Origin of the sequence: Amycolatopsis ponsaeliensis (assembly GCF_030182635.1) — a bacterium.
Classification (GTDB): Bacteria; Actinomycetota; Actinomycetes; order Mycobacteriales; family Pseudonocardiaceae; genus Amycolatopsis; species Amycolatopsis ponsaeliensis.
Window position 1 is genome coordinate 42,041 of sequence record NZ_JAPZLD010000058.1, and the last position, 21,163, is coordinate 63,203.

A 21,163-nucleotide genomic window follows, 5' to 3' on the forward strand; every position below is an offset into this window, starting at 1 on the left:
ATTCCGGTCCTACGGTGGGGGTGCGCAAGACTCGCGTCCGCCTCGTGCGGACCGCACGACACCCGAACTGACCGCACTGACCCGGGACTCGACCGCCGCACCGGCGCGGAAGTCCATGCCACTGGAGTTAGACGTGACCGCACCTGCCAGCAAGGACAGCTTCGGCGCCAAAGACACGCTGAAGGTCGGAGACGCCTCGTACGAGGTGTTCCGCCTGAACAAGGTCGAGGGCGCCGAGCGCCTGCCGTACAGCCTGAAGATCCTGCTCGAGAACCTGCTGCGCACCGAGGACGGCGCGAACATCACCGCCGACCACATCCGCGCGCTGAGCTCGTGGGACCCGAAGGCCGACCCGTCGATCGAGATCCAGTTCACGCCCGCCCGCGTGATCATGCAGGACTTCACCGGCGTGCCCTGCGTCGTCGACCTCGCCACCATGCGCGAGGCGGTCACCGACCTCGGCGGCGACCCCGACAAGGTCAACCCGCTCGCCCCGGCCGAGCTGGTCATCGACCACTCGGTGATCATCGACGTCTTCGGCCGCCCGGACGCCTTCGAGCGCAACGTCGAGATCGAGTACGAGCGCAACCGCGAGCGCTACCAGTTCCTGCGCTGGGGCCAGGGCGCCTTCGACGAGTTCAAGGTCGTCCCGCCGGGCACCGGCATCGTGCACCAGGTCAACATCGAGCACCTCGCCCGCACGGTCATGTCCCGGGGCGGCCAGGCCTACCCCGACTCCTGCGTCGGCACCGACTCGCACACCACCATGGTCAACGGCCTGGGCGTGCTGGGCTGGGGCGTCGGCGGCATCGAGGCCGAGGCCGCCATGCTGGGCCAGCCGGTCTCGATGCTCATCCCGCGCGTCGTCGGCTTCAAGCTGACCGGGGAGATCCCGGCCGGCGTCACCGCCACCGACGTCGTCCTCACGATCACCGAGATGCTGCGCCGCCACGGCGTGGTCGGCAAGTTCGTCGAGTTCTACGGCGAGAGCGTCGCGGCGGTGCCGCTGGCCAACCGCGCCACCATCGGCAACATGAGCCCGGAGTTCGGCTCCACCGCGGCGATCTTCCCGATCGACGAGGAGACCGTCCGCTACCTGAAGCTGACCGGCCGCTCGGCCGAGCAGGTCGCGCTGGTCGAGGCCTACGCCAAGGAGCAGGGCCTCTGGCACGACGCGTCGCACGAGGCGACCTACTCCGAGTACCTCGAGCTGGACCTCTCGACGGTCGTCCCGTCGATCGCCGGCCCGAAGCGCCCGCAGGACCGCATCGAGCTGACGGACGCGAAGTCGTCGTTCCGCAAGTCCATCCACGACTACGTGGACGGCGAGGACGTCACGCCGCACACCAAGATGGACGAAGCCTCCGAGGAGTCCTTCCCGGCCAGCGACTCCCCGTCGCTGTCGTTCGCCGAGGACGACGCCGCGCCGGTCACCTCCTCGGCCGCCAACGGCGCGTCGGGCCGCCCGAGCAAGCCGGTCAAGGTCTCCACCTCCGACCGCGGCGAGTTCGTGCTCGACCACGGCGCCGTGGTGATCGCCTCGATCACCTCGTGCACCAACACCTCGAACCCGTCGGTCATGCTCGGCGCCGCGCTGCTCGCGCGCAACGCCGTGGACAAGGGCCTCGCGGTCAAGCCGTGGGTCAAGACGTCGATGGCGCCGGGCTCGCAGGTCGTCACCGACTACTACACCAAGGCCAACCTGTGGCCGTACCTGGAGAAGCTGGGCTACCACCTGGTCGGCTACGGCTGCACCACGTGCATCGGCAACTCGGGCCCGCTCTCGGACGAGATCTCCGCGGCGATCCAGGAGAACGACCTCACCGCGGTCTCGGTGCTCTCGGGCAACCGGAACTTCGAAGGCCGGATCAACCCCGACGTGAAGATGAACTACCTCGCGTCGCCGCCGCTGGTCATCGCCTACGCGCTGGCCGGCACGATGGACTTCGACTTCGCGAACCAGCCGCTCGGCCAGGACAGCGATGGCACCGACGTCTTCCTGAAGGACATCTGGCCGACGGCCAAGGAGATCCAGGAGACCATCGACTACGCGATCACGCAGGAGATGTTCACCAAGGACTACGCCGACGTCTTCGACGGCGGCGAGCGCTGGAAGGCGCTGCCCACACCGGAGGGCAAGACCTTCGAGTGGGACGCCGAGTCCACCTACGTCCGCAAGCCCCCGTACTTCGAGGGCATGACGCCGGAGCCGGCCGCGGTCACCGACATCTCCGGCGCGCGCGTGCTGGCGAAGCTGGGCGACTCGGTCACCACCGACCACATCTCCCCCGCCGGCGCGATCAAGCCGGGCACCCCCGCCGCGCAGTACCTCACCGAGCACGGCGTGGAGAAGAAGGACTTCAACTCCTACGGCTCGCGGCGCGGCAACCACGAGGTGATGATCCGCGGCACGTTCGCGAACATCCGGCTGCGCAACCAGCTCCTGGACGACGTGCAGGGCGGCTACACCCGCGACTTCACCCAGGACGACGCCCCGCAGGCGTTCATCTACGACGCGGCGCAGAACTACGCGGCGGCCGGCACCCCGCTGGTCGTGCTGGGCGGCAAGGAGTACGGCTCCGGTTCGTCGCGTGACTGGGCGGCCAAGGGCACGTCGCTGCTGGGTGTGCGCGCGGTGATCACCGAGTCGTTCGAGCGCATCCACCGGTCGAACCTGATCGGCATGGGCGTCATCCCGCTGCAGTTCCCGCAGGGCGAGTCGGCGGCGTCGCTGAAGCTGGACGGCACCGAGACGTTCGACATCTCGGGCATCACCAAGCTGAACGACGGCGAGACCCCGCGCACCGTGCACGTCACCGCGACCAAGCAGGACGGCAGCAAGGTGGAGTTCGAGGCGGACGTCCGCATCGACACCCCGGGTGAGGCGGACTACTACCGCAACGGCGGCATCCTGCAGTACGTGCTGCGGAAGATGACGCAGGCGTAAGGGTTACGCTCTTCGGAGGCCTCCCCGTCGATTCCGGCGGGGAGGCCTTTTCCGTTACGGTGGCGGGCATGGGGGAACGCATCGAGCTCGGCGACGGCCACCTGTCCTGCGAAGAACGCGGCGAAGGTTCGCCGGTGGTGTTCCTGCACGCGGGCGGCATGACCCGCGCGATGTGGGAAGAGCAGTTCACCCGCTTCGCGCGCGACCACCGCGTGATCCGCTACGACGCCCGCGGCGCCGGCGGCTCGTCGGACCCGGCGGGTCCGTTCTCACACCGCGAAGACCTGAAGCAGCTCCTCGACGCCTTGGACGTGGAACGCCCGGTGCTGGTCGGCTGCTCGCTCGGCAGCCGGGTGTTCCTCGACTTCGCCCTGGCCTGCCCCGACCGGGCGGCGGGACTGTTCCTCAGCTCGCCGGGGATCAGCGGGATGGAGTTCCAGGACCCGTACGTCCTGGGTCTGCTGGCCGAGACGGGCGAAGCGGCCCGGTCGGGCGACGGCGCCGCGGTCCTGGAGTGCGTCCTGCGGTTGTGGGTCGACGGCCCGCACCGCGCGCCCGCCGACGTGGACCCGGCGGTCCGGCGGCGCTGCCGGGACATGCTGGTCGACAACTTCTCCCAGGGCCACGGCGCCCCCGATCCGGGCACCGAGCTGGGCGCGATCGGCCGGGTGGCCGAGATCGGGACGCGCGCGCTGGTCGTCACGGGTGACCTGGACTCCACCGACATCTTCGCCGTCGCCGACCTGGTCGAGCGCGAGGCACCGCACGCGCGCCGGGCCCGGGTGCCCGGCGCCGCGCACATGGTGAACCTGGACGAGCCCGCCCAGTTCGGCGAGCTGCTCGAGGAGTTCCTCGCTACACCGTGACGGCTTCCCAGCGCACGCTGGAAACCGAGGGCTCCAGCGAAAGCCGCGACACCGCCGACTCCATCTGCGCGTCGTCGCGCTGGTCGGCGGCCAGCTCGGCGCGGACTTCGACTGTGCGGTTCTCCGGCTGGTCGGTGCTCAGGACCGAGAGCAGCCGGAAGTCCGTGCGCGCCAACGCCTGCACGAGCAACGCCCGCACATGTGCCTCGGAGTCGTCACGGGTCACCGCCTGGAATTCGTAGCGGGCCGGGGTTTCGTCGCCCGAGTCGGGACGGCGGTCGACGACCCGGCCGAGCGGCCGCAGCACCACGTTCACCCCGACCACGACGGTGGTCCCGGCCGCCGCGACGACGTACAACCCCGCGCCCGCAAGGGAACCCACAGCAGCCGAGCACCACAGCGTCGCCGCCGTGTTGAGGCCGCGGACGTTGAGGCCGTCCCGCATGATGACCCCGGCACCGAGGAACCCGATGCCCGAGACGATCTGCGCGGCCACCCGGGTCGGGTCGGCGTCACCGCTCGACGACAGCCCGCCGAACCCGTGGGCGGACAGCAGCACGAACAGCGTCGCGCCGACCGCGACCAGGGCGTTGGTGCGCAGCCCGGCCATCCGGGCGCGGAACTGGCGCTCGAACCCGATGACGGCACCCAGGCCGACGCCGGCGCCGACGCGCAGCAGCATTTCGAAGATGGTCATGATCCGGCTCTTTTCCGGCGTGCGCGCACTGCCGGACAGGAAGGAGACCGGACGGGATCAGCCCAGCCGGAAGCCTCCGGTGAGCGCACGCCCGGTCGTCCGCTGACTGTCCGCTGGCATGTGCCGCTCACCTCGCTTCCGTTGCTCGTGGTTGATCAACGGCACCCACCTTAGCCGAGGCAGGCGGGCCCGGGCTGTGATGATCACTACGCCCAGTGCCGGCGCAGGTGCGGGACGAGGTCTTCGGGCCGCTCGTCCGGGAAGAACAGCTTCGCGCCGGGCACCTCGACGACTTCGGTGACGCCCGGGACGGCGTCGGCGAACCGGTGCGCCCACTCGATCCCGAAGTTCGGGTCGCCGGTGCCCCAGACCAGCAGCGTCGGCACGCGGAACTCCTTGAGCAGCGGCTCGATCGCGTCCAGCTCCTCGCCGCGGACCGACGTCAGCAGGCGCTCGAACTGCCGGGCCGCGTCGAGGGTGCCGAACACCGGGCGGACGAAGGCGTCCAGGACCTCGTCCGGCACCCGGTCCGGCCGCTCGTACCCACCGGCGAGCACACCGGTGCGCGCCCGCTGCCGGTCCGCGGCCAGCCGGACCGACAGCGGCGCGAGCTGCCCGCGTTCGGCCAGCTCGACGATCGGGCGGAACGCCTCGGGCGGCAGGTTGCCCTGGGTGTCGCAGTTGGTCAGGGTGAGCGTCCGGAGCCGGTCGGCGTGGTGCACGGCGAAGACCTGCGCGACCGCGCCGCCGGTGTCGTTGGCGACGACGTCGAGTTCGCCCAGTTCCAGCGACTCGCAGAAGTCGCCGAGCAGCCGCGCCAGGCCGTTCAGGCTCAGGTCCTGATCGGGCGTCACGGGCGAGGCGCCGTGGCCCGGCAGGTCGGGCGCGATGCACCTCCGCTCCCCCGACAGTTCGCTGATCGCCTTGCGCCACAACAGGTTGTTCGTCCCCGCGCCGTGCACGAAGAGCGCGACCGGCCCCTCGCCGACGTCGGTGTAGCTCACGTCGCCGGACGCCGTCGACACGCGCCCGCGCTGGTCCTCCCAGGTTCGCAGATTCATGAACTACAGTCCCTCCAGAAGTAAACCGACTGACGGTCTAGTATGAACAGACCGTCAGTCGGTTTGTCAACGACGGAGGCTGCCGACCCGCATGAACAAGAAGATCGACCGGGGCCAGGCGACCCGCGAGCACCTCGTCGCGGTCGCCACCGGCCTGTTCACCGAGCACGGCTACGACGGCACCTCGATCGAGGCCGTCCTGCGGGCCGCCGACGTGAGCCGGGGCGCGCTCTACCACCACTTCCCCGGCAAGGACGCCCTGTTCGCCGCGGTCCTGGACACCGTCTACGACCGCGTCGAAGCGGAAGGCGCCAAGGCCATCGAGGGCCTGGACGACCCGGCGACGGCGTTGCGCGCCGCCTGCCTGACGTGGATCCGGAGCGCCGCGGACCCCGTGGTGCGGCAGGTGATGCTCATCGACGCGCCGGCCGTGCTCGGCTGGCAGCGCTGGCGCGAAGGCGACGAAGCTCGCACGCTCGGCAAGCTCAAGGTCGCCCTGCGGCTCGCGGGCCGGCTCGCCCCGGTGCGCGTCGACTACTTCGCGCACGTGCTGCTGGCCGGACTGAACGAGATCGCGATGCTGGTGGCCCGCGCGGATGACCAGGCGAGTGCCGCCGTGGAGGCCGAAGCGGCGGCCGGGGACCTGCTCGACCGGTTGCTGCGAGCGTGAGAACGGGCCGGGGCGACGGTGTCACCCCGGCCCGTTTCCGCCGTGCTACGCGGTTTCGAACGGCTGGACGTTCGGCTGGAACACCTGCCCGCCGGCCGGGACCTTGAGGTCGGTCAGGTAGTCCGCCACGGCCTTGTCGACGCCCAGTGCGTCGCCGAGGATGCAGTGGCCGAACGCGTCGACCGACAGCAGCCGCGAGTTGCCGAGCTCGGCCGCCATCCGCTGGCCGAACTTGTACTGCGTCGCCGGGTCGTAGTAGTTGCTCACCACGACCACCGGGACGTCGGTCTTGGCCCGCCACGGACCGCGGTAGACGTCCGGCTTCTTCGCCGGCCACACCGGGCAGCCCGCCGTGTCGGCGAACGCCTGGTAGCGGCCGAAGGTGCGCGACTCGCGCTCCCACTTCGCGGCGATGTCCGGCACCTGCTCCTGCTTGATCTTGAACGGCTTGTCGGAGCAGTTGACGGCGAAGTACGAGTCGTCACTGGTGTAGGGGCTGTCCGGGTTCTGGTCGACCAGGCCCTGCATGCCCGGGAGAAGCGCCTTCAGCGGCTTGGCCTGCAGCGCCTGCGCCTGCGCGCCCACCGGGTGGATGGCGTTGTAGAGGCCCTGCAGGTCCTCAGCCAGCTCCGCGAAGCGCGACGGGGAGTACAGGATGTTCGAAACCCCGCCGGTGAACAGGTTGATGTCCATCGTGTCGCCGCCGGGGCGGGTGATCGGCTGCTTGCGCAGGTACTCGCGGAGCTCGTCGAACTTCGCCCGCGGGTTGCCGTCGCTGAACGCGCACTTGGTGCCGACCTGGTCGCAGCGCTTGAGGAACCCGTCGAGGGCGATCTCGAAGCCCTGCGCGCGTTCGCGGTCGTACTGCACACCGTCGCTGGTGCGCAGCGCCGGGTCGACGTTGCCGTCGATGACGATGGCCCGCGACTGCTTCGGGAACATCGAGGTGTAGGTCGAGCCGATCAACGTCCCGTAGGAGAAGCCGACGTAGGTCAGCTTCTGGTCGCCGACCGCCGCGCGCAGTGTGTCGAGGTCGCGCACGACGTCCTTGGTGGACATGTGGTTCAGCAGCGAACCGGCGTTGTTCTTGCAGAACGTGCCGTAGTCGCGGTAGCTGGCGAGCGTGCCGGAGATCTCGGCGCGGCTCAGCGGCACCGGGATCTGGGCGCCGAAGACCTCGTCGGCGTCCTCCTGGGTGGTGAAGCAGCGCAGCGGGTTGCTCTGGCCGACGCCGCGCGGGTCGAACCCGATGAGGTCGAAGCGGTCGACGACCTGTGGCTGGAAAATGTAATCGCCGCTGACCGGCATCGTCAGGCCCGAGCCGCCGGGGCCGCCCGGGTTGAGGAACAGCGAGCCGACGCGCGTGGCCGGCGTGCGGGCGGCGCGCTTGAGCAGGGCGATGTCGATGGTGCCCAGCGACGCGTTGTCGTGGTCGATCGGCACGCGGTAGCGGGCGCAGCTGTAGAACTTGACCTGGTCCGCGGGCACGCCGGCGAGGGTGTCGCTCGAGCAGGTGCCCCAGGTGACGGCGGCGGTCGCGCCGACGACGGCGGGCTTGGCCACCGCGTCTTCGGCCGCCGCGGCGGTACCGGCCGTCCCGGCCAGTCCCACGCCGGCCACGAGCGCCCCCACCAGTGCGAACGACCGCACCCGGCCCTGTGTGGATCTCGGCAAGAGATCTCCTCCCTAGGTCACGCACATCCCTTGAATGCGCACTGCGCCGCGCGGTCGAGACGTCACGGCGCGTTACCCGGGAGACCCTGGCACAAACCGGTGAATCCCGGCACCGGCCAAAAGGATGGTGGGAACCTATCGAGCAGGTCGTTTGAGTACGAAAACGGGCAACGGCCGCCCAGCCTCTTTCTGCTCCATCGCGTAACCCGGCCAGAACTCCAGCAGCTCGGCCCACATCGCCGCGTACTCGTCGCCGGTCAGCTCGCGGGCCACCACCTCGGCCGGCCGGCTGGCGATGGCCACCTCCGCCCGCGGGTTCGCGCGGAGGTTCAACGCCCACGCCGGGTCGTTCGGGCGCCCCCAGTTGGACGCCGTCAGCACCAGGTCGTCGCCGTGCGGGAAGTAGAGCAGGTTCGTGCTCCGGGGCAGCCCGCTCTTGCGGCCGGTCGTCGTGAGGCGCAGGGACGGCAGACCGGCGAGCGCCACGAGGCTCACCCGGCCGCCGAACACCTTGTGCAGTTTCTTGTCCGCCCACACGACGAACCCGGCCGTGCGCATCAGCCACGGCTTGGTGCCGACGGCCCGGGCGAGCGCCCGGAGAGGATTAGCCACGCACAGATCTTGCCAGGCTCACCCCGAACCGCTGCTGCGAGTCGGTCCACCAGCGCTCGAGCGCGAACCCCGCCGCGGCCAGCTCCGCTTCGACGCCGCTCGGGCGGAACTTCGCCGAGATCTCCGTGCGGATGTGCTCCCCTTCGGCGAACGCCACCGTGAGGTCCGCACCCGGGATCTCCACCGAAAGCGCGCGGCGGGCGCGCAGGCGCATCTCGATCCACTCGTTCTCAGCGTCCCAGTGCGAGACGTGCTCGAACTCGTCGACGTCGAAGTTCGCGCCGAGCCGGGTGTTGATCACCCGGAGCACGTTCTTGTCGAACTCGCCCGTGACCCCGGCGGCGTCGTCGTAGGCGCGTTCGAGGATGCCGGGGTCCTTGACCAGGTCGGTGCCGAGCAGCAGCCACTCCCCCTCGTCGAGCACTTCCCGTACCGACCGCAGGAACACCGCGCGCTCGGCGGGCAGGAAGTTGCCGATCGTGCCGCCGAGGAACGCCACCACCCGCGGCTGGCCGCCGGGCAGCAGGTCGAGGTGCTGGGTGAAGTCGCCGACGACCCCGCGCACGGTGAGTCCCGGGTAGTCCTTCGAGATCGCCTCGGCGGCCTCGGCGAGGGCGGACTCGGACACGTCCAGCGGCACGAACGCCTCCAGCGTCCCGTGCCCGGTGAGCGCGTCGAGCAGGAGCCGGGTCTTCTCGCTCGACCCGGACCCGAGCTCCACGAGCGTGTGCGCGCCGGTCAGCTCCGCGACGTCGCCGGCGTGCCCGGCCAGCACCTCGCGCTCGCTGCGGGTCGGGTAGTACTCCGGCAGCTGGGTGATCTTCTCGAAGAGCTCACTGCCCTCGGCGTCGTAGAACCACTTGGGCGGCAGCCACTTCCGCTCGGCGGTGAGCCCGGCGACGACGTCCGCGCGCAGTTCCGCGGTGACGGCGTCGCCGGAACGGTGGTGGTCCAGATCGACTTCGGTCATGACAGGGTGCCTTCCAGGGTCAGGGGAAGCAGGTCGACGCCGGCCGCGGTGGCGCGCACGGCGTGGTGGTCCGGGACGGGTTTCCAGCGCGGATCGCCGTCCAGGGGTTCGGACGCCAGCAGCACGCCGGCCGGGGTCTCCAGCAGCGACAGCGCGTGCGTCCAGGCGGTGCCGATCAGCGTTTCGCCGTCGGTGAGCAGGAAGTTGAGCCGGGAGCCGGGGGCGGCCGCCTCGACGGCGGTGGTCAGTCCCGCCACCGCCGTCAGCGGGTCCTCCCCCGCCGCGAGCCGGGCCCGCAGCAGGGCCCAGAGCACCGCCGAGTCCGTCGGCGCCTCCAGGGTCAGCAGTTCGGTGACGGGCAGGGTCTTGGCCGCTTCGGCCAGCGAGTCCGGCCAGCCGCGGACGACGCCGTTGTGGCTGAACAGCCAGCGCCCCGCGGTGAACGGCGCCGCGGCCGCTTCGGTCACCGGCATGCCGGTGGTGCCGTTGCGGACCGCGGCGACGAACGCGCCCGAGGTCACCGACGCGGCCAGCGGCGGCAGCGTCTCGTCCGTCCACAGTGGAGTGGACCGCCGGTGCCGGAGCGGCTCGGCGCCCGGGCCGGGGTACCACCCCAGCCCGAACCCGTCGGCGTTGACCGAGCCGCCGCCGCGCATGTCCGCCGGCGCGTAGGACTGCACCAGCAGGGAATGCGGCGCGCGAAAGACCGCCTCGGCGGGCGAAAGCGGCTCGCCGAGGTAGGCGATGTGCCTGCACATGGCGCCTAGCCCACCTCGCCGGGTGCCGCGTCGCGGGCGGTGCGGAAGCCGGCGAAGATCTGCCGCCGGATCGGGTAGTCCCAGTTGCGGAACGTGCCCCGGATCGCCGCCGAGTCGGTGCCGAACGAGCCGCCGCGCAGCACCTTGTACTCCGGGCCGAAGAACACCTCGGAGTACTCCCGGTACGGGAACGGCGCGAAGCCCGGGTAGCCGTGGAGGTCCGTGCTCGTCCACTCCCAGACGTCGCCGATCAGCTGGTGCACGCCGGTCGGCGACGCGCCGGCCGGGTACGCCCCCGCGGGGGCCGGGCGCAGGTGCCGCTGGCCGAGGTTGGCGTGCTCGGCCGACGGCTCCTCGTCACCCCACGGGAACCGCCGCGAGCGGCCGGTCGCCGGGTCGAACCGGGCGGCCTTCTCCCACTCGGCCTCGGTCGGCAGCCGCCGCCCGGCCCAGGCCGCGTACGCCTCGGCTTCGTAGTAGGAGACGTGCACGACCGGCTCGTCGGCGGTGACGCGCTCGTACACCCCGAACCGGGTCCGCCACCAGCCGTCCTGCTCCCGTTTCCAGAAGCGCGGTGCGGTGATGCCGTTGTCGGTCCGGTAGGCCCAGCCGGGCGGGCTCCACCACTGCTCGTCGTCATAGCCGCCGCTGTCGAGGAACTCGGCGTAGGCCCCGCACGTCACCGGGGTCGTGTCCAGCCAGAACGCCTCGACGGCGAGCTCGTGCGCCGGGCGCTCGTTGTCCAGCGCCCACGGCTCGGCCGAGGTGCCCATCGTGAACGCACCGCCCGGCACGAGGACCTCCGCCGGGAGGGTGCCCGAGCGGGCGGGCGGCGGCTCGGGCGCGTGCAGCACCGGGTCGCCCTTGCGCAGCTGGTGCGTGGCCAGCATGGTTTCGTCGTGCTGCTGCTCGTGCTGGGTGATCATGCCGAAGGCGAAGGCCTGCTCGGTCAGCCGCCGGCCCTCCATCGGCGCGTGTTCCAGCACGTCGAACGCCTTTTCACGGACCTGCTTGACGTACGCGCGCGCCTCGGCCGGGCCGAGCAGCGGCAGCTCCGGCCGGTCGGCGCGGGCGTGCTGGAACGCGTCGTAGATGTCGTCGATGTCCGGCCGCAGCGGCTCCCGGCCGCCGACGTCGCGGACCAGCCACAGCTCCTCCTGGACGCCGATGTGCGCCAGGTCCCAGACCAGCGGCGACATCAGCTGGGAGTGCTGGCGGACCAGGTCTTCGTCGTCGACCGCGTCGGTCAGCGCGACGCTGCGCGCCCGGGCCCGGGTCAGTGCTTCGGCGGCCCGGGCACGCAGGTCCTGCGCGCTCAGGTCACCCAGTGCTTCCGTGCTCATGCTTCGCTCCTCGATCGGTACGCGCGCCCCTGCACGCTCTTGCTGATCTCGGCGATCGACTCCTCCCCCAGCCCGGTGGCACCCAGCTCGGCGCAGCCGAGGTCGGCCAGTGCCGCCGCGGCCGCCGCCAGCTCCGGGTCCGCCAGGCCGTGCCGCGCCGCCGTGGTCCAGCGGCCGGCGACCGGTGCGCAGAGGTCGCGCACCTGCTCCACAGTGGACGGACGGGCGAGCAGCGCGGCGAGCAGCGCCACCGGTGCCAGCCATTCGCCGGGCGGCTGCGCGTCGAGGTACCGGATCTCCAGGTACCCCTGCGGGCGGACCGGGGTGAACATCGTGGTGAGGTGGTAGTCGAGGTCCGCCACCGTCGGTCTCGGCAGCAGGGACGCCGCGCCCCGGCCGTCGATCCAGTCGGCGAACGTCAGCCCCTCCGGCGCGTCCCACGGCCGGTCCGGCCGGGGCAGGACCATCAGCGGGGTGTCCATCATCCGCGTGGCCCACTCCGCCGCCGGATCGCCCGCCACGGCCGCCGTGCGCGTGCGCACCGGCTCCGTGTCGTGCACCGCGAGCCAGCGGGCGGACGCCAGCCCCGTATCGCACCCGGCGTGGACGCGGGAGTTGGCGAAGAGGGCGAGCAGCGGCGGGCCCATGGCGTGCGCGGCCGACCACCGGGCGGCGTGGTGCTCGGCCTCCCCGGCGTCGAGGCACACCTGCAGGCCGGCGGTGCTGCACATCATGGTGATGCCGCCGGGCCCGATCGGCGCGAACCGGCTCTCCATCGCCGCGTAGCGCGGCGTGTGCAGGATCCGCCGGGGCGCCCGGTGGGCGTCGATGCCCGATTCGCCCAGCACGAGGCCGTGCCGGGCGAGGCGGTCACGCAGGTGGTGGAGGTCGGCCGTGACCACTGCGTCGAGGTCGCGCAGGGAGGCCTGGGGAAGAGCGGAGATTTCGACCTGGCACCCGGGCTCGAGGCTCACTGGTGAACCTGCCGGGAGCGGTGCGGCGGGGCTGTCGGGGCGGAGGGTCCGCGGGGTGTGCGGGCCCAGCGCCGTGGCGAGGAGGTCGGGATCGAGGGGTCTGGCCGGGTCGTCGGCGTGGTGCACGGTGAACTCCAGCTCGACGCCGGTCAGGCGCGGTGGGCCGTGCTTGAAGCACACCGATGCCACGTACGCTTCCCCGGCCGCGCGGTCCGCCAGGACCCGCGCGGTGCGGTTCGACGCACTCCCCGACTTCTCGGGAAAGTGGTGCACCGTAGACGCTTCTGTCATGTCCGTCCTTGTTCCGGGTGGTGGAACTTCTTGACTTCGGACGCTACACGCGGGGTACGACAAAATCAGGCCGGATCTTGCGCAGCGGGACCGGTTCACCACTCCGTAAGAAGTCCCGGATCAGGGCAAAGCGGATTCGGTGCCCAGCCCCAGCTCGGCCGCCGAGGCCCGGACGGCGTCGATCACCAGGTGCAGCGCCGGCCGCCGGAACGCGGTGCGCCGGTAGGCGATCGACACCGTCCGCAGCAGCGGCGTGGTGAGCGCGACGACGTCGATCCCGGGCGGCCGCAGCAGCCGCAGGCCCAGGTCCGAAACCAGGGTGACGCCGAGGCCGGCCCCCACCATCGCCATCGCCGTGGACTGCTCTTCGACCTCGTGGTTGATCTTCGGGGAGAAGCCGTGGCGCCGGCAGGCCGTGCGCATCGCCCGGCCGAAGTGCGACTTCGGGCTGGCCAGGATCCACGGGTGCTCGGCGAGGTCGTCCAGGGAGGCCGACCCCGACGGGACCGCACCCCGCGGCACGGCCGCGTGCAGCCGCTCGACGGCGACGACCGCGCGTTCCAGCCCGGCGTCCCACGCGGTCGGCGTGTCGGAGTAGTCGATGACGAACGAGAGGTCGAGCGTGCCGTCGCGGACGGCCTCGGCGGTGTCCTCCGGCGCCAGCTCACGGGTGCGCACCTCGATGCCGGGGTGCTCGCCGGCCAGGGCGGTCAGCGCCGTCGGGAGCAGCCCGGAGGCCACCGACGCCCACACGCCGGCCACCAGCCGGACCGTGCGGGCCTCCTGGGCCTCCTCCAGGGCGAGCGTCGCGCGCTCGACCGAACCCAGGATCTCCTCCGCGTGCTCGGTCAGCAGCTTGCCCAGCTCGGTCAGCTGCACGCGCCGCCCGAGCCGTTCGAACAGCTTGGCACCCACATCCCGTTCCAGCTGCGCGAGCTGCTGCGACACCGCCGAAGCGGTGTAGTGCAGGGCCGCCGCGGCCGCGGTGACGGTGCCCCGGCGGTGCAGCTCGCGGAGCATCCTCAACCGATGCAACGAAAGCTCCATGCACCAAACCTAAACGAGATCGTGCAGCAGCGGTAAATGGACGCGAGGGCCACCCGGGGCGCACGCTCGGTGGGGCGGTCGCCGGACCGCCCCGGACTTCCCTGGAGGTGAGTGGCCCTGATGACCCCGCGCAACGCCGAGCCGCTGATGCGACTGACGTGGACCGACCCCATCACCGGCGCGAACGGCTACCTGGTCGTGCACTGCCTGGTCTCCGGCGTCGCCACCGGCGGCACCCGGATGCGGGCGGGCTGCACGATGAGCGAGGTCGAGGACCTCGCCCGGGGCATGGCCAACAAGACCGCGACCTTCAACCTGCCGGTCGGCGGGGCGAAGGGCGGCATCGACTTCGACCCGAAGGACCCGCGGGCGTTCGGCGTGCTGAAGCGGTTCTGCGCGTTCCTGCGGCCGTGGCTGGACGCACACTGGGTGACCGCCGAGGACCTCGGCGTGCCCCAGCACCTGATCGACGAGGTGTTCGCCGAGCTCGGGCTCGAGCAGTCGTACCACGCGGCGATCGCCCGTTCGGCCGATCCGGCGCGCACCCTGCGCCGGGTGCAGGCGGGCCTCAACGCACCGGTGCCCGGCGGGCTGCTGCTCGGCGACGTCGTCGGCGGCTACGGCGTGGCGCAGGCGTGCCTCGGCGTCGCGGCGGCGTGGGACTGGGACGTGCGCGAGACGACCGTGACGATCCAGGGCATCGGCACCATGGGCGGCGGCGCGGCCTGGTACCTGCACGAAGCCGGGATGAAGGTGGTCGCGGTGGCCGACGCCGCGGGCACGCTGTACGACCCGGCGGGGCTCGACGTCCCGGCGCTGCTGGAGCTGCGCGACCGCTTCGGCGAGGTCGACCGCTCCCGGCTCCCCGAAGGCGTGCGTTCGCTGCCCCGCGAGGCGGTCGTCGGCATCGACGCGGACATCTTCGTGCCGGCGGCGATCTCCTACGCGCTGCGGCCGGACAACGAGAACCTGGTCAAGGCGTCCGTGGTCGTCGAGGCGGCCAACGCGGCGACGACGCCGGAAGCGGAAGCCGCGCTCTCGGCCCGCGGTGTCGCGGTCGTGCCGGACTTCGTCGCCAACGCGGGCGCGGCGGCGTGGGCGTGGTGGCTGCTGCTGGGCGAGGTCGGCGCGGACCCGGCCGACTCGTTCCTGCGGCTGCGCACGGAGATGCAGGCGAAGGTCGCGCTCCTGCTGACCGAGTGGAACATGGACCGGCTGCCGCTGCGCATCACCGGGCTGCGGCTCGCCGAGACCACCCGGGCCCAGCGCGCCGAGGCGGCCCTCGCCCCGGAAGGCGAGCCGGCGCTGCTCATCCCGTAAGCCGGGGGTCCGCGCGGCGCCCGTCGGGGTGGTGCCGCGCGGAATCCCTCAGCCCGCGAACCGGTCGGTGGCCCCGACCAGGACGTCCTGCATCGGGGTGTCCTGCGTCGAATGCCCGATGTTCTCCAGCATCACCAGCTCGCTGCCCGGCCAAGCGTGGTGCAGCAGCCAGGGCGTGCCGACGATGTTGCTCGTGTCGAGCACCCCCTGGGCGAGCACGGCCGGGATGCCCGCGAGCTTGCCGAGGTTGCCGAGGATTTCGCCGTCGGGCAGGAATGCCCGGTTGCTGAAGTAGTGCGTGACCAGCCGCGCGAAGCAGAGGCGGTAGGCCGGGTCCTCGAAGCTCTTGTACGGGGGCACGCCCGGGAGCATCGCGTCCTCCCAGGCGCACCAGTCGTCGGCAGCCTTGTGGTGGACCGCCGGGTCCGGGTCCAGCAGCAAGCGGTTGTAGGCGGCTGAGAGGTCGCCGTCGCGCTCGCTCTCCGGAACACCTTCGCGGAACTTGGCGAAGCCCTCGGGGAAGTACGCGCCGAGACCGCGGATGAGCATTTCGATCTCGAGGAAGCGATCGGTCGCCAGGCCCATCAGGACCATTTCGCTGACCCGGTCGGTGTGCCGCAGGGCGTAGGTCAGGCTGAGCACGCACCCCCAGGAACCGCCGAACAGCAGCCACTTTTCGACGCCCAGCCGGGTGCGCAGCAGCTCGAAGTCGGCGACCAGGTGGTCGGTGGTGTTGGCGGAGAGGTCGGCGACCGGGGCGCCCGCGTGCGGGGTGCTGCGGCCGCAGCCGCGCTGGTCGACGAGCACGACCCGGTACTTCGCCGGGTCGAAGTACCGCCGGAGGTTCGCCGAGCACCCGGAGCCGGGCCCGCCGTGCACCACGAGCGCCGGCTTCCCGTCCGGGTTCCCGCAGGTCTCCCAGTAGATTTCGTGCCCGTCGCCGACGTCGAGCAGTCCGTGTTCGTAGGGTTCGATCCCGGGGTACAGCCCAGCCATCAGCGCGTCCTTCCATCGGATACAACAGCGCTGTCACATTACCGCCGGAAGACACCCTGCGCGGCCCCTTTTTCGCCGGGGCCGCGGCTCAGACGAGGTCGACGGCCAGTTCCATGAGCGTGTCGGCCAGATCGCGCGGACCCGCCGGGCCGATGTGGATGACGGCGTCGTCGCCCGCGCCCGAGGTGTAGCTGAGGTAGCGGCCCCAGTCCGTGTCGGCGTAGTGCAGCGGCTGCCGCAGGCAGGTGTGGCGCCCGACGTCGTCGCGGCGGCCGACGTAGAGCTCCCCGCTGCCCGAGACCGGGCGCTGTACGAGGCTGACGACGTCGGCGACCGCCGGGTCGAGCGGGTAGGCGTCCTGACCGCGGCGGGCCGCCTCGGTCAGGTCCGCGACCCGGACGCTGCGCGGGCGCCCGCCGCCCGCGCCCATCGGCGGCAGCTGCTCGACGAGCGACTCGGCGAGCCGGTTCCGGTCGATCTCCTGCACGCCGACCTGCGTCCCGTCGGAGACCGCCAGGATCGCCTGCAGCCCCTTCGCGGCGGCGAGCACGCCGTACGTCCGGCCGTCGACCCCGACCCAGCCGTAGCACTCCCGCGCCGGGCTCACCAGCAGCGGGAGCCAGTCGAGGAAGTCGACGGTCGACCGGCCGCGCGCGTCGATCAGCCCGGATTCGGCCAGTGCGGCGTCGATGCGCTTGCCGGCCTCGTCACGCTCCTCGTCCGAGAGCCACAGCGGCTCCGGGCGCAGCGTGACGTGCAGCTGACCGACCTGCTCGCGCTCGGCCAGTGCGGCCAGCGCCTCGACCGGAACGTCCACCCGGCCTGTTGCCACGTCCACCCGCCTACTCGCTCTACTCGCCGATGACCGGCGGGCTGGTCCGCTGGTCGGTCCCGAAGATGGCGTCCGGGTCCGCCTCGATCAGGAAGTCCGGCCGCTGGTGCTCATCATCTTCCTCACCCTCGCCCCGGCGGCCCCCGGCCCCCATGGGTCCCATCTGCCCGGACCGCCCGGCAGCCGACCGCGCGGCGGCGGCCTCCGCGGCGGCGGCGTTGCCGAGACTGCCCATGCCGGAGCCGCGGCCGCCGCCGAGCCCGCGCTCCCCCACGGCGCCACTTCCGCTGCCGCCGGCACCGGTTCCGCTGCCGCTGATCGGCCGGCCGTTGGAGTCGAGCAGCCGGCTGCCGGCGTTGCCGCTGTTCGGCCCACGGCCGCCGGTGCTCGAGTTCGGGTCGCTGCCGAAGGTGTTCGAGTAGTTCTGACCGCCCCCACCGCCGGTGCTGGTCGGGTAGAAGTCGATCCCATCGGTGCCGATCGGCGTCCTGCCGGGCCGGTCGGTGCCCGTCGGCCCGGGCCGGGTGGTCGTCGTGGTCGGGCGGCCGGTGCCGGTGGTGTGGGTCTCGTCGCCGGGCCGGTCGGTCCCACCGGGACGGTCGGTACCGCCCGGGCGATCGGTGCCACCGGGACGATCCGTGCCACCGGGGCGGTCGGTGCCGCCGGGCTGGTCGGGGCCACCGGTGTGCGTGGTGTCGACGCTGGTGGTCGAGGTGTGGTCGTCGCCGCCCGGGTCGCCGCCGCCGTTCTCGGGGTACCACTTGTTCTTGTCGGTGATCTCGATGTGCCCGGGCGGGTTCGGGGTGTTCACGGAGATGGCCGCGCCGTCGGACTCGAGGACGCCGTAGTCGGTGGGCAGCGCCGACCTGGTGCTGTCGGTGGCACTGCTGTACTGGTCCATCACGCGGACGTTGGTCTCGTTCGCCGCGTTGTACTTCGCGATGCCCTCTTGGTAGTTGTCGATGTCGTCCTTGGCCATGAAGGGCCCGGCGATCGGGATCGCGGCCTTCAGACCGACGCTCCAGGCGCTGGGCTTTTCGGGCTTCGGCGGGATTTCGACGACGGAGCTGCTGGAGTGGTCGAAAACGGCGGCTTGGGAGTCGACCGACGCCTTGGTGACGTCGAGCGGCTCGGCGGTCTGCGCGAAGGCTTGTTCGAGCGGACCGGCCCCGGCGTTCGCGGCGTCGGCCGCGTCCCCGCTCCACGAGCTCACCATCCGTGACTGGAGCGCCTTGATGCTCGCCCCGCGCTCCATGTAGGCGTCCGACAGCGATTGGACCGTCTCCGCTGTCTGACGCAGGCCGGCCGTATCACCCTGCCGGAAGTTGTCGTAGATCTGCTTTCCGTCCACTCGTCATGCCCCCTTGAGTGTTTTGACGACGCCGGCCGCGGCCTGGCTCGCCGCGGCGCAGGAGTCGTCCTGCCCTTGGTATCCCTGCGCCTGCACACTGAACGAAAGGTCATCGGCGATGCCGGTGACCAGGGTGCAGGTGCCCATCGGACGCTCGTCCTGGATGTCGGCGTACACGGCCGGGTAACCCTCGACGTCCGGCGCGTGCTCGAGGAACCGCACGAACTTCTTTTCGCGGTACGCGGCATAAGTGCCGGCCAATCCGCCCGCTCCGTGGTCGCGGTTACCGGTGCCGAGGATGATCTGCAGGCCGATGCCCTCGCCGCTGATCTTCCACGCACAGGACGGACCCGCCGCCGTCAGCGGCGTGTCGCCGCCTGCCTGGAACTTGCCGGCGTCGGTGTACCGCAAGGACGCGAGGAGGTCCGGCGGCAGGAGCCCGCAGGTGTCCGAGGCGTACTTGCCGGCGTCGAGGGGTGGCTGGGTCACCTTGGGCACGTCGGGATCCGCGGCGGGCGCGCTCGTGGAGGGCGGCGCGCTCGGCGCCGGAGACGCGGCACCGCCGGTCGTCGAGGTACAGCCCGCCGCGAGTCCCGCGGAGACGATCAGGAGCGCGGCCAGGCCGCGGATTTCGCTTCGCACGAGATCGGTTCGCCTATGCCTTGAAGGTGCCGGACAGGTCCTGGTCGGTCGCCACGGTCTTCGTCTGCGCCGCCTTGAGCTTCTTGATGTACTCCTGTGCGTACTTGCGCATGGAGTCGTTCTGCCGTTGCAGAGCGGCGATCGAGTCCGAGGTGGTCGAGGCGTAGCTCCCGCTGACCGTGTCTTCCCCCGGCGCCAGCTTGGGCGCGTAGACGAGGCTTTGGATCTTGGTCCCGTCCTCGACGATCTGGTCGAGGACGTCCTCCCACTGGCCGATCACCGTGTTGAGCTCTTCAGGGTCCATCTTGAACTGGCCGCCCTTGCCCCCGCCGCCGTACACGCGGCCGGGCGTGTTCAAGACGTCGCCCCAAAGCGCCTGGACCGCCTGCCCGGCTTCGCCGATGATCACGCCCCGCACCTACCCCTCAGTTCACCCACCGTGATGGTGCAAAGATTAGCCAACTGTCTCACGCCGTGTCAGCGAATCGCCGCAACGTTCCGACGATGGGGGTTCGGGTTCGGTTCCAGGACACTCCGGGTCACAGTACGTACGTACGGATTGCGAGATCCCGGTCCGCGGTGCCAGGATTTCAGGATGCCACGCGTAAGCCAGGATCACCTCGACGCACGCCGGCGCCAGATCCTCGACGGCTCGCGCGTGTGCTTCGCACGCTACGGCTACGAAGGTGCCACAGTCCGGCGCCTGGAGGAAGCCACCGGGCTGTCGCGCGGGGCAATCTTCCACCACTTCCGCGACAAGGAGTCGCTCTTCCTCGCCCTCGCCGAGGACGACGCCATCCGGATGGCCGACGTCGTCGCCGAACAGGGCCTGGTCCAGGTGATGCGGGACCTCCTCGCCGGCGGTGACCACCCCGCCGACTGGCTCGGCACGCGCCTCGAGGTCTCCCGCCGGCTGCGCACCGATCCGGAGTTCCGCGCCCGGTGGGCCGAGCGCTCCGAGCAGCTGACCACCGCCACCCGGCTGCGCCTGCTGCGCCAGCGGGAGGCCGGGATCCTGCGCGACGACGTCGACGTCGACGTCCTCACCGCGTTCCTCGAGCTCGTCCTCGAAGGCCTGGTCTCGCACCTGGCCATGGGCCTGCCGGCCGCCGGCCTCGGGCCGGTGCTCGACCTCGTCGAGGAAACCGTGCGGCGGCACCGGCCGGGCACCGCCTGATCCGTCGTGGTCAAATGGCCCGCGTGGATCTCCTCGAGGCGCACGGCCACGCGTTGCGGGCCTTCGGCGACGCGGTGCACGCGGCCGGCGAAGCCGATTGGGGCCGCCGCACGCCGTGTACCGAGTGGACCGTCCGCGACCTGGTGAACCACCTCGTCACCGAGCAGCTCTGGGCACCTTCCCTGCTGGCCGGCGCCACTTTGGACGACGTGGGCGACCGCTTCGACGGCGACGTCCTCGGCGCCGACCCGGTGTCCGCCTGGGACTCGGCCGCCGAAGCCGCCCGCGAAGCCTTCCTCGACGACGGCGTGCTGGAACGCGCGGTGCACGTGTCGACCGGGCTGCTCCCCGCCCGCGAGTACGGCTGGCAGATGACGATCGACGCCGCGGTGCACGCATGGGACCTCGCGACGGCGTTGGGTCTCCCCAGCCCGGTGACCGAGGACCTGGCCGAGCGGCTGCTCGACGTCGTCCGGCCGTGGGTGGACGAGTGGCAGGGGCTCGGCATCTTCGACCCACCGGTCCCGGTCCCCCGCGGCGCGGGGCCCGCCGCGCGCCTCGTCGGCCTGCTCGGGCGCACACCGCGGTGAATCACGCGGCTCGCTGAGACTCCACACGGCCGGGCGCACGCGCGGCCCGTCATCCCCGGGGCGAGTGAGCGGCTCGATATCCGATCCACGCGATCGGCGACCTCGCGCGGGCCCGCCGCGCGCCTCGTGGGCCTGCTCAGACGCACACCGTGGTGAATCACCCGCCGAGGTGAGCGCGCCGACACACCGATATCCGCGCGGGCGCGGGCGGGGACACGTTAAGATTGTCCGCATATTCGCAGTACACGCCTCTTCACTGCTAGGAGTGACCGTTTCGTGCGCGCAGCGCAGTCACCTGGTGACAGTACCGAGCCGGGTGACCGACCCGGCTGTCCGATAGGTTCA

Annotated in this window: 20 protein-coding genes; 6 read left to right on the forward strand and 14 right to left on the reverse strand. The window is 71.5% G+C overall.

What is annotated here, in order from left to right:
* Positions 1-115: 115 nt before the first annotated feature.
* Together acnA and QQ657_RS49105 are read left to right on the forward strand one after the other, a co-directional pair.
* Positions 116-2,947, forward strand: a complete 2,832-nt coding sequence (gene acnA / locus QQ657_RS49100) for an aconitate hydratase AcnA (RefSeq protein WP_284749332.1) — start codon at positions 116-118, stop codon at positions 2,945-2,947.
* A gap of 68 nt (positions 2,948-3,015) precedes the next feature.
* On the forward strand, positions 3,016-3,813 hold the full coding sequence (locus QQ657_RS49105) for an alpha/beta fold hydrolase (protein ID WP_284749333.1): 798 nt from the start codon (positions 3,016-3,018) through the stop codon (positions 3,811-3,813).
* On the opposite strand, the gene QQ657_RS49110 is transcribed toward QQ657_RS49105, so the two are convergent.
* Together QQ657_RS49110 and QQ657_RS49115 are read right to left on the reverse strand one after the other, a co-directional pair.
* Positions 3,803-4,510 (reverse strand): MgtC/SapB family protein, encoded by a 708-nt coding sequence (locus QQ657_RS49110; protein WP_284749334.1) that lies wholly within the window; start codon positions 4,508-4,510, stop codon positions 3,803-3,805. The two genes, QQ657_RS49105 and QQ657_RS49110, sit on opposite strands and share 11 nt — an antisense overlap.
* Before the next feature lie 206 nt (positions 4,511-4,716).
* On the reverse strand, positions 4,717-5,571 hold the full coding sequence (locus tag QQ657_RS49115; RefSeq protein ID WP_284749335.1) for an alpha/beta fold hydrolase: 855 nt from the start codon (positions 5,569-5,571) through the stop codon (positions 4,717-4,719).
* Positions 5,572-5,662: 91 nt separating this feature from the next.
* Between QQ657_RS49115 and QQ657_RS49120 the strand changes: the two genes are divergently transcribed.
* A complete protein-coding gene (locus QQ657_RS49120) occupies positions 5,663-6,241 on the forward strand; it encodes a TetR/AcrR family transcriptional regulator (protein ID WP_284749336.1) in 579 nt (192 codons plus the stop codon).
* 45 nt (positions 6,242-6,286) lie between these two features.
* Here QQ657_RS49120 and QQ657_RS49125 read toward each other — a convergent pair whose 3' ends face one another.
* From QQ657_RS49125 to QQ657_RS49155, 7 genes are all read right to left on the reverse strand, one after another.
* Positions 6,287-7,891 (reverse strand): alpha/beta hydrolase, encoded by a 1,605-nt coding sequence (locus QQ657_RS49125; protein ID WP_284749357.1) that lies wholly within the window; start codon positions 7,889-7,891, stop codon positions 6,287-6,289.
* Positions 7,892-8,050: 159 nt separating this feature from the next.
* Positions 8,051-8,473 carry a nitroreductase family deazaflavin-dependent oxidoreductase gene (locus tag QQ657_RS49130; RefSeq protein WP_284749358.1) on the reverse strand — a complete coding sequence of 141 codons (423 nt, stop codon included), beginning with the start codon at positions 8,471-8,473 and terminating at the stop codon, positions 8,051-8,053.
* A 46-nt stretch (positions 8,474-8,519) separates the two neighbouring features.
* Complete coding sequence (gene egtD / locus QQ657_RS49135) at positions 8,520-9,497, reverse strand: L-histidine N(alpha)-methyltransferase (protein ID WP_284749337.1); 978 nt, start codon at positions 9,495-9,497, stop codon at positions 8,520-8,522.
* Positions 9,494-10,255: an ergothioneine biosynthesis protein EgtC gene (egtC, locus tag QQ657_RS49140; RefSeq protein WP_284749338.1), complete on the reverse strand. Its 762-nt coding sequence runs from the start codon at positions 10,253-10,255 to the stop codon at positions 9,494-9,496. The genes egtD and egtC overlap by 4 nt, the downstream gene beginning before the upstream one ends.
* Positions 10,256-10,260: 5 nt before the next feature.
* Positions 10,261-11,598: an ergothioneine biosynthesis protein EgtB gene (gene egtB, locus QQ657_RS49145; RefSeq protein ID WP_284749339.1), complete on the reverse strand. Its 1,338-nt coding sequence runs from the start codon at positions 11,596-11,598 to the stop codon at positions 10,261-10,263.
* Positions 11,595-12,863, reverse strand: a complete 1,269-nt coding sequence (locus QQ657_RS49150; RefSeq protein ID WP_284749340.1) for a glutamate-cysteine ligase family protein — start codon at positions 12,861-12,863, stop codon at positions 11,595-11,597. The genes egtB and QQ657_RS49150 overlap by 4 nt, the downstream gene beginning before the upstream one ends.
* Positions 12,864-12,983: 120 nt before the next feature.
* A complete protein-coding gene (locus tag QQ657_RS49155; protein WP_284749341.1) occupies positions 12,984-13,910 on the reverse strand; it encodes a LysR family transcriptional regulator in 927 nt (308 codons plus the stop codon).
* A gap of 120 nt (positions 13,911-14,030) precedes the next feature.
* Between QQ657_RS49155 and QQ657_RS49160 the strand changes: the two genes are divergently transcribed.
* Complete coding sequence (locus QQ657_RS49160) at positions 14,031-15,230, forward strand: Glu/Leu/Phe/Val dehydrogenase dimerization domain-containing protein (RefSeq protein WP_284749342.1); 1,200 nt, start codon at positions 14,031-14,033, stop codon at positions 15,228-15,230.
* Positions 15,231-15,278: 48 nt separating this feature from the next.
* Here QQ657_RS49160 and pip read toward each other — a convergent pair whose 3' ends face one another.
* The 5 genes from pip to QQ657_RS49185 all read right to left on the reverse strand — a co-directional run bounded on the left by pip (position 15,279) and on the right by QQ657_RS49185 (position 19,460).
* Positions 15,279-16,226, reverse strand: coding sequence for a prolyl aminopeptidase (gene pip, locus QQ657_RS49165; protein WP_284749343.1), 948 nt, complete (start codon positions 16,224-16,226; stop codon positions 15,279-15,281).
* Between the two features lie 88 nt (positions 16,227-16,314).
* Positions 16,315-17,043: an ESX secretion-associated protein EspG gene (locus QQ657_RS49170; protein WP_284749359.1), complete on the reverse strand. Its 729-nt coding sequence runs from the start codon at positions 17,041-17,043 to the stop codon at positions 16,315-16,317.
* Positions 17,044-17,077: 34 nt separating this feature from the next.
* A complete protein-coding gene (locus QQ657_RS49175; RefSeq protein WP_284749344.1) occupies positions 17,078-18,409 on the reverse strand; it encodes a WXG100 family type VII secretion target in 1,332 nt (443 codons plus the stop codon).
* A gap of 3 nt (positions 18,410-18,412) precedes the next feature.
* Positions 18,413-19,051, reverse strand: coding sequence for a DUF3558 domain-containing protein (locus tag QQ657_RS49180; RefSeq protein ID WP_284749345.1), 639 nt, complete (start codon positions 19,049-19,051; stop codon positions 18,413-18,415).
* A gap of 13 nt (positions 19,052-19,064) precedes the next feature.
* Complete coding sequence (locus QQ657_RS49185; RefSeq protein WP_284749346.1) at positions 19,065-19,460, reverse strand: hypothetical protein; 396 nt, start codon at positions 19,458-19,460, stop codon at positions 19,065-19,067.
* Between the two features lie 186 nt (positions 19,461-19,646).
* On the opposite strand from QQ657_RS49185, the gene QQ657_RS49190 reads away from it, so the two are divergent.
* Both QQ657_RS49190 and QQ657_RS49195 read left to right on the forward strand, forming a co-directional pair.
* Positions 19,647-20,228 carry a TetR/AcrR family transcriptional regulator gene (locus QQ657_RS49190; RefSeq protein ID WP_284749347.1) on the forward strand — a complete coding sequence of 194 codons (582 nt, stop codon included), beginning with the start codon at positions 19,647-19,649 and terminating at the stop codon, positions 20,226-20,228.
* A 23-nt stretch (positions 20,229-20,251) separates the two neighbouring features.
* Positions 20,252-20,818, forward strand: coding sequence for a TIGR03086 family metal-binding protein (locus QQ657_RS49195; protein ID WP_284749348.1), 567 nt, complete (start codon positions 20,252-20,254; stop codon positions 20,816-20,818).
* The last annotated feature ends 345 nt before the right edge of the window (positions 20,819-21,163 follow it).

Coding starts and splice junctions, on each gene's coding strand:
- acnA (WP_284749332.1), top strand. CDS start 116: ATGCCACTGGAGTTAGACGTGACCGCACCTGCCAGCAAGGACAGCTTC.
- QQ657_RS49105 (WP_284749333.1), top strand. CDS start 3,016: ATGGGGGAACGCATCGAGCTCGGCGACGGCCACCTGTCCTGCGAAGAA.
- QQ657_RS49110 (WP_284749334.1), bottom strand. CDS start 4,510: ATGACCATCTTCGAAATGCTGCTGCGCGTCGGCGCCGGCGTCGGCCTG.
- QQ657_RS49115 (WP_284749335.1), bottom strand. CDS start 5,571: ATGAATCTGCGAACCTGGGAGGACCAGCGCGGGCGCGTGTCGACGGCG.
- QQ657_RS49120 (WP_284749336.1), top strand. CDS start 5,663: ATGAACAAGAAGATCGACCGGGGCCAGGCGACCCGCGAGCACCTCGTC.
- QQ657_RS49130 (WP_284749358.1), bottom strand. CDS start 8,473: ATGCGCACGGCCGGGTTCGTCGTGTGGGCGGACAAGAAACTGCACAAG.
- egtD (WP_284749337.1), bottom strand. CDS start 9,497: ATGACCGAAGTCGATCTGGACCACCACCGTTCCGGCGACGCCGTCACC.
- egtC (WP_284749338.1), bottom strand. CDS start 10,255: ATGTGCAGGCACATCGCCTACCTCGGCGAGCCGCTTTCGCCCGCCGAG.
- egtB (WP_284749339.1), bottom strand. CDS start 11,598: ATGAGCACGGAAGCACTGGGTGACCTGAGCGCGCAGGACCTGCGTGCC.
- QQ657_RS49150 (WP_284749340.1), bottom strand. CDS start 12,863: ATGACAGAAGCGTCTACGGTGCACCACTTTCCCGAGAAGTCGGGGAGT.
- QQ657_RS49155 (WP_284749341.1), bottom strand. CDS start 13,910: ATGGAGCTTTCGTTGCATCGGTTGAGGATGCTCCGCGAGCTGCACCGC.
- QQ657_RS49160 (WP_284749342.1), top strand. CDS start 14,031: ATGACCCCGCGCAACGCCGAGCCGCTGATGCGACTGACGTGGACCGAC.
- pip (WP_284749343.1), bottom strand. CDS start 16,226: ATGGCTGGGCTGTACCCCGGGATCGAACCCTACGAACACGGACTGCTC.
- QQ657_RS49190 (WP_284749347.1), top strand. CDS start 19,647: ATGCCACGCGTAAGCCAGGATCACCTCGACGCACGCCGGCGCCAGATC.